Source organism: Nocardioides aquiterrae, from assembly GCF_039526625.1.
GTDB classification, from domain to species: Bacteria; Actinomycetota; Actinomycetes; order Propionibacteriales; family Nocardioidaceae; genus Nocardioides; species Nocardioides aquiterrae.
In genome coordinates, this window is record NZ_BAAAJE010000006.1 from 539,502 (window position 1) to 553,017 (window position 13,516).

Below are 13,516 nucleotides of genomic sequence, written 5' to 3' on the forward strand. Positions count from 1 at the left end.
CTCACGATCCCGAGCTGGGCGCCGGAGCGGAGTGTTGGGGAGCCGGTGCGGAGTGCTGGGGGGCCGGCGCGGGGGCGGAGTGCTGGGAGACCGGCTGGGAGACCGTGCCGCCGGACCCGACGGGCGCGGACGGCGCGGCCTGGACGTAGCGGACCGTCACGTGGGTGCGCTGTGGCCGCTGCCGGAGCACGACCTTCCGGGCCGGGCGCGCGTGCCGGGCCTTGACGGCGGGCTTCGGCGTGGCGGGGGCCGCCTGCTGGTCGGCCTGCTGGTCTGCCTGCTGGGCCGCGGTCGAGCGGGCCGCGGTGCCGGCCAGCCACCCGGTGGCGGACAGGGCGGCGATCGTGGTGACTCCGGAGACGGCGGCGACGGCGAGTCGCGAGCGGTTCCGGCTGGTGGTGGAAGCCATGACCGCAGCCTGCCGGTGCCGACGGCATGGGTGCCTCATCGCTCCGTCAAGAGAACGTCTTGAGGTTCCTTGACCCGACCTTGAGGTTCTCGCGAGGTGCTCGTAGGGCCGGTCGGTCCAGCCTTCGACCCATGAAGACGCTGACCATGATCCTGCTGTCCGCCGCGGTGCTCGCTGTCGGCCTGTTCGCCGGGACGCTCGCCTACCAGGTCTCCTCCGCGGCCCCCGACGCCGGCCCCGCCGCGTCCTCGGCCGCGCCCGCGACGCCGGCCGCGCACCGCCAGCACCGCCAGCACCGGGTGAAGCCCACGGTGCGGTGGGCGCCCTGCAATCCGCCCGCGAAGCTCCAGGGCAAGGCCTGCGTCACCGAGCAGGTGCGCACCGTGGTCGTCGCGGCGCCCGCCGCGCCCGCTCCCGCCCCCGCGCCGGCCGCCCCGGCCCGCCCGGTCCGCGCCAGCCACACCGGCCACGCCGAGCCGGCCGAGCACGCCGAGCCGGCCGAGCACGAGGGCGGTGACGACGGCGGTGGGCACGCGGAGCACGAGTCGGAGGGCGAGCACGAGCACGGGGACGACTGAGCGGTGTCACCCGCGGAGCAGCGGCAGCCGCACCTCGACCCGGGTGCCCGCCGGGTGACCGGGCCCGACCAGAAGCCCACCGCCGCAGCCGCGCGCCGTCCGCCGCGCGATGTCGAGCCCGAGGCCGGTCGTGCCGACCCGCTCCCCGGGCGCGCCCGGCGCGGTCCCGGGACCCGCGTCGGCGACGACGAGCACGGCGTCGCCGTCGACGACTCGCAGGTCGATGTCGAACGGCGTCCCCTCCGGGGTGTGCGCGAAGACGTTGTCGACGAGGACGTCGACCAGGTCCGCCAGGTCGTCGTCCGCCACCGGGACGGGAACGGCGTGGTCGGGCAGCGACACCTTGAGCGGCCGGTCCTGGTCCTCGGCGAGCGGCGACCAGAACCGGACCCGGTCGCGCACCGCCGCGGCGGCGTCCCCGGACGCGGACAGGTCGGTGCGCACCGGCCGCCGGGCCTCCTTGACGATCGCGTCGATCGACCGCTGGAGCGTGCCGATGTGCTCCGACAGCCGCGCCGAGAGCTCCGGGTCGGCGACGGCCTCGGCGTCGAGCCGGAGCGCGGTGACCGGGGTCCGCAGCCGGTGCGACAGGTCGGCGACCGAGGCGCGCTCGGCGGCGAGCAGGTCGACGGTCCGGTCGGCCAGCCCGTTGAGGGCGCGGGCGAGCTCCTGGGTCTCCTCGGGGCCGGCGACCTCCGCCCGGGCCTGGAGGTCGCCCTCGCGGAGCCGGTGCGCGACCGCCGCGACGTTCCGCACGGGCTCGCTGACCCGCCGGCCCAGCCGGGCCGCCACGACCAGGGCGAGGGCGAGCAGGAGCACCCCGAGGCCGATGATGCTGGTCCACGCGGCGGTGACGCCGTGGTGCAGCTGGCCGGGGGTGACGCTGCTGCGCACCACCGCCGTACCGGCCTCGGTCACGACCGGCAGCAGCACCCGCCCGCCGGCGCCGTCGACGACCTGGAAGCCCTCGCCGCGCGCGGCCCGGCGTACCTCGGGGTCGCCGCGCATCGCGGCCTCGGCGCCGAGCACGGTGTGGTCGGGCATCAGCACGCTGGTGCTGGGCGTGCCGCGGCGGTCGAGGTCCTCGACGAGCCCCGGCAGCTGGGGATCGTCGCTCAGCGTCGACACCAGGATCGCCACGTTGCGCGCCTCCTGGTCGGTGGCCGCCATCGCGCGGTCCTCGGCCATCGCGCGCACCAGCAGGCACAGGGGGATCACGAATGAGACCACGACCGTGGAGGTGGTGGCCACGACCAGCCAGGAGATCCGGCGGCGCATCAGTGGGCGTCCGGGTCGACCAGGCGTACGCCGACGCCGCGCACGCTGATGAGGTACCGCGGCTCCGCGGCGGTCTCCCCGAGCTTGCGCCGCAGCCAGGAGAGGTGGACGTCGACCGTGCGGTCGCCCCCGCCGTACGGCTGGTTCCACACCTCGGTCAGCATCTCCCGCTTCGTCATCACCTGGCCGCGGCGCTGGGCGAGCGCGAGCAGCAGGTCGAACTCGCGGCGCGCCAGCTCGAGCCGGCGGCCGGCGAGCGTCGCGGTGCGGGTGCCCTCGTCCACGACCAGCTCCCCGATCCGGATCGGCTCCGCCAGTGGGGCGTGGTCGCCGGTACGCCGCAGCACGGCCCGCACCCGCGCCTCGACCTGCCCGGTGCCGAACGGCTTGACGACGTAGTCGTCGGCGCCGCTGTCCAGCGCCTGCACGATCGTGGGGTCGTCGTCCTGCGCGGTGATCACGAGGATCGGCGCGGCGCTCGCCGCCCGGATCATGCTGATCAGGGTCAGGCCGGAGACGTCGGGCAGCCCGAGGTCGAGGAGCACGGCCTGCGGCCGCTCGGCCAGCACGTGCTCGAGGCCCGCCAGCCCGGTCGGCGCGGTGGCCACGGCGTGCCCGCGCTCGGTGAGCCCGCGGCGCAGGGCCTCGCGGATCGATTCGTCATCCTCGATGACGAGGATGCTCGCCATGCCTCCGAACCTAGCCGGTGGCACCCGTCCCGTAGGGGGAGAATGGCCACATGAGCTCACCGCGCGCGGCTGTCTCCGCCGTCGTCGCCTGGCTCGTCGTCGTCGCGGTCGGGTCGACGGTGGTCTGGCTGGTGATCTCGCGCGCCGGTGACGGCATCTCCCCGGCGGCCACCCCGGGGATCGCGCCGACCACCACCCAGCCGACCACCCAGCCGGCCACCGACCGACCCACGTCCCACTCCTCGAGCGGGCCGACCCCGCAGCGGCGTACCTGGCAGGGCGTCGGTGGGCTGGTCACGGTCGAGTGTCGCGGCGCGACGATCTCGCTGGTCGCCCGGTCGGCCGACGTGGGGTTCGTCGTCGAGCCCGAGAAGCGCGGCCCCGACGAGGTCCGGGTCGTCTTCGAGGGGCAGGGGGACGAGGGCCGGGAGACGTCGGTCCGCGCCCGCTGCGAGGACGGGGTCCCGGTCTTCGAGGCGGACACGAACGGCGACTGACGCATGTAACGCGGTGTCAGAGGCACTATGAACCCGTTGCAGCGGGTTCACAGTGCGCCTAACACCGCGTTGCATCGAACGGCTGGGGATGGCGACGCGCCGCCGTCCGAGCCCGCGGCTAGGGTTTCGGGGTGCCTGAGAGCCCCACCGTCGCGCCCACCGTGACCGAGCTGCTGAGCACCGCGGTCGCGGCGCTCGGCGGGCAGGAGCGCCCCGGGCAGGTCGCGATGGCCGAGGCCGTCACCGCGGCGATGGAGCAGGGCGAGCACCTGCTCGTGCAGGCCGGCACCGGCACCGGCAAGTCGCTGGCCTACCTGGTCCCCAGCCTGCTGCACGAGGACCGCGTGGTGATCGCGACCGCGACCCTCGCGCTCCAGCACCAGCTGGTCGAGCGCGACCTGCCGCGGCTGGTCGAGGCCGTCAAGGACAGTGGGGTCGACACGTCGTACGCCGTCCTCAAGGGCCGCTCCAACTACGCCTGCTTGCACCGGATCCGCGAGGGCGTGCCCGACGACCAGGGCGCGCTGGTCGAGCTGCCCGAGGGCTCGCTCGGCAAGAAGGTGCTCGAGCTGCGGGCCTGGGCCGAGGAGGAGGCCGGGCAGGGCGGCAGCGGCGAGCGCGACAACGCCCCGCGGCACACCGACAAGGAGTGGCGCCAGGTCAGCGTCAACCACCGCGAGTGCCTGGGCGCCGCGAAGTGCCCGTTCGGCCAGGAGTGCTTCGCCGAGCTGGCCCGCGAGAAGGCGCACCGCTCCCACCTGGTGGTCACCAACCACAGCCTGCTCGCGATCGACGCGATCGAGGGCGTCCCGATGATCCCCGAGTACGACGTCGTGGTGATCGACGAGGCGCACGAGCTCACCACCCGGGTGACCCAGGCGGCCACCGACGAGCTGTGGGCCGCCGAGGTCGAGCGGGCCGCCCGCCGCAGCCAGCGGCACGTGTCGGCCGGGGGAGAGGGCAGCGAGGCCGACGACCTCGCCGACGCCGCCGACGCGCTGCGCGAGGCGATCAACGCGGCCCGGCCGGGCCGCTTCGACCGGATCCCGCAGGACCTCGGCGACGCCTTGGTGCTGGTCCGCGACGCCGCGCGTGCCTGCCTGTCGGCGTACCCCAAGGGAAGCGATGACGCGGACGCCGGGATGCAGCAGGCCAAGGGCGCCGTGCAGGAGGTGTTCGCGACCGCCGAGCGGATGGCGGCCGACCTGGACTCCGACGTGCTCTGGATGAGCGAGGGCACCGAGCGGATGCCGCCCCGGCTCTGCGTCGCGCCGCTCCAGGTCTGGGGACCGATGCGCGACAAGCTGCTGGCCGACAAGACCGTCGTGTTCACGTCGGCGACGCTCAAGCTCGGCGGCGACTTCGGCACCGTCGCCCGCACCGTCGGCCTCAAGCCCGAGGACGACGAGATGCCGTGGCGCGGCCTCGACGTCGGTAGCCCGTTCGACTACGGCAAGCAGGCGATCCTGTACGTCGCCCGGCACCTGCCGCCGCCCGGCCGCGACGGCCTGGTCCAGGCCCAGCTCGACGAGATCGTCGACCTCGTCGACGCCGCCAACGGCCGCACGCTCGGCCTGTTCTCGAGCCGCCGCGCGGCCGAGGCGGCCGCGGCCGTCGTCCGCGAGCGGCTCCCGCACCTGACCACGCTGGCGCAGGGCGACGCGCAGCTGCCCGAGCTGGCGGCGCAGTTCGTCGGCGACCCGCACACCTGCCTGTTCGGCACCCTCAGCCTCTGGCAGGGCCTCGACGTCCCCGGCGACACCTGCCAGCTGGTGCTGATCGACCGGATCCCGTTCCCGCGCCCCGACGACCCGCTGCTCAGCGCCCGCCAGAAGGCCGCCGACGAGGCCGGCGGCAACGGCTTCATGCAGGTCGCCGCCACCCACGCCGCGCTGCTGCTCGCCCAGGGCGCGGGCCGGCTGATCCGCACCCACACCGACCGCGGCGTGGTCGCCGTCCTCGACCCCCGGCTGGCCACCGCCCGGTACGGCGGGTTCCTCAAGGCCAGCCTGCCGCCGATGTGGACGACGACCGACCCGGCGTTGGTGCGGCAGGCGCTCAGCCGGCTGGCCGCCGGCTGAGCGCGCCCCCGGCTACTTGGTCGCCACGGCCCGCACGTAGAGCTTGCGCCCGTCGTCGTTCGAGGTGCCCATGCACGAGTACGGCCCGCCGTTCCAGCAGGTGTAGCTCGTGCCGGCGTTGACCAGGGTGACCTCGACGTAGGAGACGCCGGCCGAGCCGAACACCACCTTCTTCGACCCGCCGCCGCTGGCGTCGAGCGGGACCACGAGCACCTGCGGGGCCCCGGACCGCTTCGCGACGGTCACGACGGCGGTGGTGCCGGTGGACTTCGCCGGGAGGTCCACCGTCACCTTCAGCTTCCAGGCCCGGGACGACAGCCCACTGCCCGGCACGAACCGCGCGGTCGCCGCGGCGAGGTGGTCGACCGTGGCGACCAGCCACTTGCTGTCCTTCTTGCCCGAGGAGAGCTTGACGGTGCCGGCCGGCGCCGCGACCGGGTAGTGGTTGGCCGCGCCCTCGGCGTAGTAGCGCTGCGGCATCCGGTTGGCGGCCGCGAAGGCCGCGAAGGCCGCGGTGGCGTCGACCCCGCGGTCGGCGAGGACGCTCTCGACCGCCTGCATCGAGTACTCGTCCGTGGCACCGGCGGAGCCGTCCGCGCGCCGCCACATGTCGCGGACCAGCGTGGGCAGGCCGCCCTCGGCCGCCGGGATCTGCTCGGTGAGGAAGCGGAAGAAGATCCACTCGCCGTACTGCGCGCCGTCGTCGGCCCCGCTGTCGGCCCACGTGTCCAGCGGCCGCCCGGGCTGGCTGAGCGGGCTCGTCGCGAGGTACTGCAGGTTGTCGTCCACGTCGGTGTAGAGCTCGTCCTCGGCCCAGGTCGCGGTGGCTTCCATGAACCACGGGTCCTCGTAGTAGTCGTAGGCGAACTGCACGGCGTGGAAGTACTCGTGGGCGGCCGTGACCTGGAGGTTCTCCAGCGGCGTGTTCGTGGGGAACTGGCTCGCCTTGAAGTCGTTGTCGAGCACGCAGTACGCCCAGGCGTCGTACGGGCCGCCCTGCGGGACCTGCTGGTCGCTGGTGCAGTAGCCGTACATGCCCTGGTCGCCGACGTCGGTGAGGTAGATGTCGGTCTGGGCGTTGCCGCCGAGGGTGCCGTCCGGCTCGGGGGTCCGGTAGCCCGCGCCGGAGTAGGTGCTGCGTACGTCGTCGACGGTGGCCATGGCCGCCTCGACGTAGTCCGGCGTCCCGTCACTGTCGGTGTCGCCCACGGGGACGGCGTCGGATCCGGTCGTGTCCCAGTGGTAGCAGTTGCTCGCCGTGCAGGCGGAGTGCGCGAGCACCGGGCGGTCCAGCGCGCGGGCGGCCGCCGCCCGGTCCGCGCCGGTGAGCTCGTCGCGCAGCTGCACGAGGCGGAGCAGCATCATCGTGGCGTCGCGGGTGGGCCGGCCGGCGTGCCCGGACAGCACGGCCTGCGCGTCGGCGAGCGCCGCGCGCGCCTCGGCGGCGCGGGCCGGCGTGGACTTCCCGCCGGCGGCAGCGGCCCCGGCGGTGGCCGAGGTGGTGGTCGCGGTCAGCCCCGAGACGACCAGCAGCGGGACGGTGAGCGCCGCGAGCAGGGCGCGAGAGGGTGATTTCGCCATGGGGACAGCCAACCGCGTCAGCCGCCACCGCGCATGACGAATGGGGACGATTCGTCGGCCCGGACGCTAGCGCAGAGCCTTCGCCCGCACCCGGAACCGCAGGCCGTCGTCGTCCGGGCGGCCCTGGCAGGAGAACGACGTGCGCTTCCAGCAGGTGTAGTGGATGCCGGCGTTCGCGAGGGTCACCTCGACGTACTTCACGTCCTGGCCGAACGGGAGCGTCCGGGTGGCGTCGCCGGCCGCGTCCAGCCGGACCTGCGTCGCCAGCGGGCGGCCACTGGTCCGGTACACGGTCGCGATCGCGCCGGAGCCGCGCCCGCGCGGGGGCAGGTCGAGCCGGAGCTTGAGCGAGCCCGCCCGCATCTTCGCCGCGCGGGTGAACCGCACGGTGCTCGCCGCGAGGTGGTCGACGCGCCGGGCCTTCCAGCCGGAGTCGCGCGAGCCGCCGGTGAGACTCACCCGGCCCGACAGCCGTCCCTCGGGGTAGCGGTTGGCCCTGCCCTCGTCGTACGACGTGCCGGGCCGGCGGTTCGCGTCGGCGAACCGGACCCACGCGTCGCGCATGGTCGTGCCGCGCGCAGCGAGCGTGTCGGCGACCGCGCGGATCGAGTACTCGTCGGGCCCGCCCTTGGCGCCGTCGGCGAGCTCCCAGGCCTCGCGCACGAGCGTCGGCAGCCCGCCCTGGGCGTCCGGGTAGCGCTCGGTCAGGTAGCGGAAGAAGATCCAGTCGCCGTACTGCCGCACCCCGAGGTTCTCGAAGTGGTCCATCGAGCGGTCGGGCTGGGTCAACGGGCTCTGGGCCAGGTACTGCAGGTTGTCGTTGACGTCGTCGTACAGCTCGTCCTCGGCCCAGGTCGCGGTGGCCTCCATGAACCACGCGTCCTCGTAGTAGTCGTAGGCGAACTGGACCGCGTGGAACAGCTCGTGCGCGGCGGTCACCTGGAGGTTCTCCAGCGGCGTGTGGTTCGGGAACTCCTGGTAGTCGTTGTCGAACGCGCAGTACGCCGGAGCGTCGTACGGGCCGGGGTCGGTCGGCGTCGCGTCGCTGTCGCAGTAGCCGTAGAGCCCCTGGGTGCCGAGGTCGCTGAGGTAGATGTCGAGCAGCCCGTTGCCCCCGGCCGTGCCGTCGGCCTCGGGGGCGCGGTAGCCCGCGGCCCGGTAGGTCTTCAGCACCGACTGGGCGACCCGGGCGACGCGGTCGACGTAGTCGCGGGTCGCCTTGTCGCTGCCGCTGGTGAACCAGTGCACGCACACGGTGGTGAAGCACTGCGACCGGTCGCCGCCGGGCCGCTGCAGCAGCGCCGCGGCGCGGGCGCGGTCGGCGGGGGCGAGCTCGTCGCGGTGCGCGCGCAGGTCGCGCAGCACCAGGGTCTGGTCGCGCGACCCGTCCGGGTGCTCCGCGGCGGCCAGGGCGCGAGCGGCCGCGCGCGTGCTCGCCGGGCCGGACTCTCCGCCGTACGCCGGAGCCGCGAGGAGCGGCAGGGCGAGCGCGACCAGGGCGGCGACGGGACGGCGGAGCACCCGCTCACTCAACCCCACGGACCTGAGAAACCCCAAGCCGACACTCACAGCAGGGCGCGGCCGTCCCAGCCGCCGCGGGGGCGCCCGACGCCGAAGAACGACGCGACCGTGGGGGCCACGTCGAGGGTGCGGGCCACGCGGGGCGTCGCCTTCCCCTTTGGTACGGCGGGGTGGCCGCCGCCGATGAAGAACGGGATCGACCGGGTGGCCGGATGCCCGTGGTTGCCGGGGATCGGGTTCGAGCCGACCGGGTCGGGGTCGCTGAACCGCCATCCGGCCTGGCAGAACACCACGACCTCGCCGGCCTCCGGGCCGAGCCGCAGCCAGTCGGCCCGGCGGTCCCAGGCGGCGAGCACGCCGTCCTGGGCGCGGGCGACCGCGCGCATCCGGCGGACCGCCTCCTCGCGGTGGCGGCGCGGGCCGGTCCAGTAGAGGAGGTCGGCGCCGCCGTTGTCGGCGATCTGCACGTGCCCCGCCAGCAGCGGGTCCGCGGCCAGCGGCGCGGCCAGGCTGATCACCCGGTCCGGCAGCGACCAGTCCATCGAGTGGTCGGCGAGCACGATCACGACGGAGTGCTCCCAGCGCCCGGAGGACTTCAGCGCGTCGACGAAGCGCTGGACCTGCAGGTCGGTGTCGGCCAGCGCCGACCGCCGCGCGACCTGCAGGGTGGTGCCGGACAGGTCGCCGTGGCCGAACCGGTCGATGTCGCCGAGGTTGACGAACATCAGGCTGGGGTCGAGCTCGTCGAGCATCCCCAGCGCCGCCTCCATCGTGGCCGCGTCCGGCGCGTGCCCGCTGACCGGCACCGTCGGCTGCGGCTCCCAGCGGTGCGTGGCGCGGGCGCCGAACACGCCGTACAGGTACTCCTTGCTCAGCACCGTGCCGGTGGTGAGACCCCTGCGGTTGAGCCGCTCGATGACCGTGTCGCAGCGGATGTCGGAGGCCCGGTCCAGGTCGCGCACCGCCCCCAGCGCCCGGTCGTAGACCGAGTTCGCGGGGACGCCGGAGCGGTCCGGCCGCACGCCGGTCATCATCATCACGTGGTTGGGGATCGTCTCCATCACCGGCATCGACGACGCCTGCGGGAAGCGCAGCCCGCCGTCGCGCAGCGCGGCGAGGTTCGGCGTCAGGTCGCCGTCGATCTCGTCGGGGCGGCAGCCGTCGACCACCAGCACGTACGCGCGCCGGCGCCGGCCGCCGACGGCCAGGGACGGCGCCCCGGCCGCGGTCGAGAGGACGACGCCCGCGCCGGTGGCGAGGAAGGTACGGCGGCCCAGGCCGGTCGGGGTGGTCACAGCGGCTCGGCCGCCTGCTCGACCCGCGCGGTGCCGGTCGGGGTCCGGTACGACACCGACCACTGCACCGAGGTGTCCCGGTCGGCTCGGTCGCCGATGACGTACCAGTCCATCTGCGCGCGCTCGGCGGTCACGTCGAGCACCGAGAACCCGTGGCTGTCGAAGTCGAGGTACTTGATGTGCCGGTTGTTCGCCAGGATCGCCTGCTCGACCGCCAGGCTGGTGGTGCGCGGCGGCGTGCCGGTGATGTCCTTGAGGTTGTTCGAGGTGACCGACGAGCAGACGAACTCCACGCCCGCGCTGTCGCCCACCGGGTACGACGAGGCGTCGTACGGCAGCTCGGCCGCCCACCCGGAGTGGATGTCGCCGGTGAGGAACAGCGCGTCGCTGACCTGGTGGTCGCGGATGTGCTCGAACACCTCGCGCCGGTCGTCGGTGTAGCCGTCCCACTGGTCGACGTTGTACGGGCTGCCGTCGCGGGGGAGCAGCCCGGTCACGTCGTTGACCGGGTCGAGCAGGTCGTGGGGCACCGCGCCGAAGTCGACCGGCGCGATCATCACCGGGTTGCCGACGATCTTCCACTGCGCCCGGCCACGGCGCAGCGACTCCTTGAGCCAGCTCATCTGCTGCCGGCCGGTGATGGTGCGGTCCGGGTCGCTGACGCCCGAGTCGGGCACCGGCAGCGGCTGCGGGACCTCGGTCTGCAGTTGCCGGCTGCGGTAGCTGCGCAGGTCGAGCATGCTGATCTCCGCGAGCCGCCCGAACCGGAACCGCCGGTAGAGGCGGTCGCCGTCGCGCAGCCGCGCCGTCCCGTCCAGGCGCACCGGCATCCACTCGTCGTACGCGCGGTGCGCGCGGGCCCGGCGCAGCGGGTAGGCGCCCTGGGTCGCGTCGTCGTGGTTCTCCGCGCCGTCGGCCCACTGGTCGTTGGCGACCTCGTGGTCGTCCCAGGTGATGATCCACGGGTACTTCGCGTGCAGGTCCTGCAGGTCCGGGTCGGTCTTGTACTGCCCGTGCCGCTGCCGGTAGTCGTCCAGCGACACCATGTCGTGGCCGGGCACGTGGGTGCGGATGTCCTCGTCGGAGGAGCCGTAGCCGTACTCGCCGGGGGCGTACTCGTAGAGGTAGTCGCCGAGGTGCACCACCGCGTGCAGGTCGTCGCGCTCGGCCAGGCCGCGGTACGCCGAGAACCAGCCCGCCTGCCAGTTCGCGCACGACACCACGCCGAAGCGCAGGTGGTCGGGCCGGTCGTCGCGGGCGGGCGCGGTGCGGGTGCGGCCGGTGCGGCTGGTCACGCCCGCGCAGCGGAACCGGTAGAAGTACCAGGTCGCCGGGGCGAGCCCGGTGACGTCGACCTTGACGGTGTGGTCGCGGCTGGGGCCGGTGGCGAACGTCCCGCGGCGGACGACGTGCTGGAACCGGCCGTCGGTCGCCACCTCCCACGACACGTCGACCTTCGGCCCCTGCCCGGACCCGGGCGTGCTGGCGGCGGTCGGCGTCACCCGGGTCCAGATCAGCACCGCGTCGGACAGCGGGTCGCCCGAGGCGACGCCGTGCTGGAACACCCGGTCGCGGCCGGCCGCGGCGAAGGAGGGGTTGGCGGGGACCCCGAGGAGCCCGGTGGCGGCGGCCGTCCCGAGGACGGTGCGGCGTCGTACGTGCGGAGGCGTCACGCCTCGGTAACGACGCTCGCCTCTCCGGGTTCCGCCCGTTCCGTGAGTTCACCCGGTGTTCGCCGGCGCCACCGCGAGGGCCGGAGCCGGTCCAGCGGGATCCGGCCCATCGCCTCGGCCAGCGCCCAGCCCGCGATGATGACCATCCAGCCGACCACCGCGTCGATCACCCAGTGGTTGCCGGTGCCGACGATGACCACGGCGGTGCCGACGGCGTAGATCCAGCCGAGCGCGCGCACCCAGTAGCGGGCCGCGTACAGCTGCAGCGCGAGCGCCACCCACAGCGACCAGCCGGCGTGCAGGGACGGGAACGCCGCGAGCTCGTTGGTCAGCCCGCCCAGGCCGCGGGGTGCGGACGCGTCGGCGCCCCACCAGCCGTCGGCGGAGTGCAGGCTGAGGACGTCGACGTACCCGGCGACGTAGCGCGGGGGAGCGGTGGGCAGCGAGATGTAGGCGAGCAGCCCGAGCAGGGTGCCGACGGCCAGCGCGCGGCGGGCCGGGCCGTAGCGGTCGGCGCCGAGCCGCCACAGCCAGATCAGCACGGCGGCGGTGACGACGTAGTGCAGGGTCGCGTACCAGTAGCTGCCGGCCAGGCCGAGGATCCGGTGGTCGGTGAACAGCTGGTTGAGCGGGATCTCCCACTGGATGCCGATCAGGCCCTCGAGGTGCAGCAGCTCGTTGGCGCGCTGCAGCGCGGGGTCCATGTTGGTGTCGGCGAGGAGGCGGGCCAGGCTGTACAGCACCCAGAGGCCCATCACGAGCACGACCTCGAAGATCGCCCGGACCCACCGCGGTGTGTGCCGCCGGTTCCGGGCGTAGGACGCAGGTGCTGTGGTCACAGCACCAGCGTTGTTCATGCACCCTCCTGCGGACATCCGGGGCTTGCCCGGAACCAACACCAGGGTCTGGTCAGGGATTCCCCGAGGGTTCAGGTGCCGTCTAGACCCGGCGCAGCACTGCTGTCACCTTACCGAGGATGGTGGCATGGGTGCCGTCGATCGGATCGTAGGCGGTGTTGTGCGGCAGCAGCCACACCTTTCCGTCCTTGCGCTGGAAGGTCTTGACGGTGGCCTCGCCGTCGATCATCGCGGCCACGATCTCGCCGTTCTCGGCGGTCGGCTGCTGGCGGATCACGACGTAGTCGCCGTCGCAGATCGCCGCGTCGACCATCGAGTCGCCGCGCACCTCGAGCAGGAACAGCTGCCCGTCGCCGACCAGCTGCTTGGGCAGCGGGAAGACGTCCTCGACGCGCTCCTCGGCCAGGATCGGGCCGCCGGCGGCGATCCGGCCGACGACCGGCACGTACGCCGCCGCGGGGACCGCGTCGCCGACCCCGGTCTCGTCGAACACGCTCTCCTCGGCGGCCGACATCGAGCGCCGCGCCGCCATCACCTCGGGCAGGAAGACCTCCAGCGCCCGGGGCCGGTTCGGGTCCCGCTTGAGGAAGCCCTTCTCCTCCAGCGTCTTGAGCTGGTGGGCCACGCTCGAGGAGCTGGTCAGGCCGACCGCCTCGCCGATCTCGCGCATCGACGGCGGGTAGCCGCGCTTCTCGATGGAGTCCTTGATGTGGGCGAGCACCCGCTGCTGGCGCGGGGTCAGGCCCGTCGCGTCGGGCGGACCGTCGGGCAGTTCCGACACCTTCTTCTGGGTGGCCATGGGCGAACGGTAGTCCTCCGGACCGTCCGGGTTCAAACATCTGTTCGAACGGCGTGTCGCCGCCGGGACCTTCGCGACACGTTCGAACAAATGTTCGCGTCGGTCCTTGTGTCGTTCGAACACGTGCTCTAACGTCGTACACACGTTCGATCGAACACCTGATCGAGAGTCCGGTCCAGACCGGTCCGCGAGGACTGTCGGTGGCCGCCTCTAGAACTGGTGTCGACCACCCGGCCACCTCACTTCCCCAGGAGCCAC

Annotated in this window: 12 protein-coding genes; 3 read left to right on the forward strand and 9 right to left on the reverse strand. The window is 73.8% G+C overall.

The features are described 5' to 3' along the window. Position 1: 1 nt before the first annotated feature. Positions 2-409 (reverse strand): hypothetical protein, encoded by a 408-nt coding sequence (locus tag ABD086_RS09475; RefSeq protein WP_343907253.1) that lies wholly within the window; start codon positions 407-409, stop codon positions 2-4. A gap of 131 nt (positions 410-540) precedes the next feature. Here ABD086_RS09475 and ABD086_RS09480 point away from each other — a divergent pair, with 131 nt between their 5' ends. After that, positions 541-987 carry a hypothetical protein gene (locus ABD086_RS09480; protein WP_343907254.1) on the forward strand — a complete coding sequence of 149 codons (447 nt, stop codon included), beginning with the start codon at positions 541-543 and terminating at the stop codon, positions 985-987. Between the two features lie 6 nt (positions 988-993). Here ABD086_RS09480 and ABD086_RS09485 read toward each other — a convergent pair whose 3' ends face one another. Both ABD086_RS09485 and ABD086_RS09490 read right to left on the reverse strand, forming a co-directional pair. Further along, entirely contained in the window at positions 994-2,265 is a 1,272-nt protein-coding gene (locus tag ABD086_RS09485; RefSeq protein WP_343907255.1) for a sensor histidine kinase, read from the reverse strand. Further along, positions 2,265-2,954 carry a response regulator transcription factor gene (locus tag ABD086_RS09490; RefSeq protein ID WP_343907256.1) on the reverse strand — a complete coding sequence of 230 codons (690 nt, stop codon included), beginning with the start codon at positions 2,952-2,954 and terminating at the stop codon, positions 2,265-2,267. Before ABD086_RS09490 ends, ABD086_RS09485 begins: the two co-directional genes overlap by 1 nt. Before the next feature lie 50 nt (positions 2,955-3,004). Here ABD086_RS09490 and ABD086_RS09495 point away from each other — a divergent pair, with 50 nt between their 5' ends. Both ABD086_RS09495 and ABD086_RS09500 read left to right on the forward strand, forming a co-directional pair. Then, the gene (locus ABD086_RS09495) at positions 3,005-3,451 is read left to right on the forward strand and encodes a hypothetical protein (protein ID WP_343907257.1); all 447 of its coding nucleotides are present in this window, start codon (positions 3,005-3,007) and stop codon (positions 3,449-3,451) included. 131 nt (positions 3,452-3,582) lie between these two features. After that, positions 3,583-5,532 carry an ATP-dependent DNA helicase gene (locus tag ABD086_RS09500; protein WP_343907258.1) on the forward strand — a complete coding sequence of 650 codons (1,950 nt, stop codon included), beginning with the start codon at positions 3,583-3,585 and terminating at the stop codon, positions 5,530-5,532. A 12-nt stretch (positions 5,533-5,544) separates the two neighbouring features. Here ABD086_RS09500 and ABD086_RS09505 read toward each other — a convergent pair whose 3' ends face one another. The 6 genes from ABD086_RS09505 to lexA all read right to left on the reverse strand — a co-directional run bounded on the left by ABD086_RS09505 (position 5,545) and on the right by lexA (position 13,258). Beyond that, the gene (locus ABD086_RS09505; protein WP_343907259.1) at positions 5,545-7,113 is read right to left on the reverse strand and encodes an MXAN_6640 family putative metalloprotease; all 1,569 of its coding nucleotides are present in this window, start codon (positions 7,111-7,113) and stop codon (positions 5,545-5,547) included. Between the two features lie 66 nt (positions 7,114-7,179). Beyond that, positions 7,180-8,634, reverse strand: coding sequence for an MXAN_6640 family putative metalloprotease (locus tag ABD086_RS09510; RefSeq protein WP_343907260.1), 1,455 nt, complete (start codon positions 8,632-8,634; stop codon positions 7,180-7,182). A 44-nt stretch (positions 8,635-8,678) separates the two neighbouring features. Continuing rightward, complete coding sequence (locus ABD086_RS09515) at positions 8,679-9,929, reverse strand: alkaline phosphatase family protein (protein ID WP_343907261.1); 1,251 nt, start codon at positions 9,927-9,929, stop codon at positions 8,679-8,681. Continuing rightward, a complete protein-coding gene (locus tag ABD086_RS09520; protein ID WP_343907262.1) occupies positions 9,926-11,602 on the reverse strand; it encodes an alkaline phosphatase D family protein in 1,677 nt (558 codons plus the stop codon). The genes ABD086_RS09515 and ABD086_RS09520 overlap by 4 nt, the downstream gene beginning before the upstream one ends. Beyond that, positions 11,599-12,441 carry a phosphatase PAP2 family protein gene (locus ABD086_RS09525; RefSeq protein WP_343907263.1) on the reverse strand — a complete coding sequence of 281 codons (843 nt, stop codon included), beginning with the start codon at positions 12,439-12,441 and terminating at the stop codon, positions 11,599-11,601. The genes ABD086_RS09520 and ABD086_RS09525 overlap by 4 nt, the downstream gene beginning before the upstream one ends. Positions 12,442-12,541: 100 nt before the next feature. Next, on the reverse strand, positions 12,542-13,258 hold the full coding sequence (gene lexA, locus ABD086_RS09530) for a transcriptional repressor LexA (RefSeq protein WP_343907264.1): 717 nt from the start codon (positions 13,256-13,258) through the stop codon (positions 12,542-12,544). Positions 13,259-13,516 lie beyond the last annotated feature (258 nt).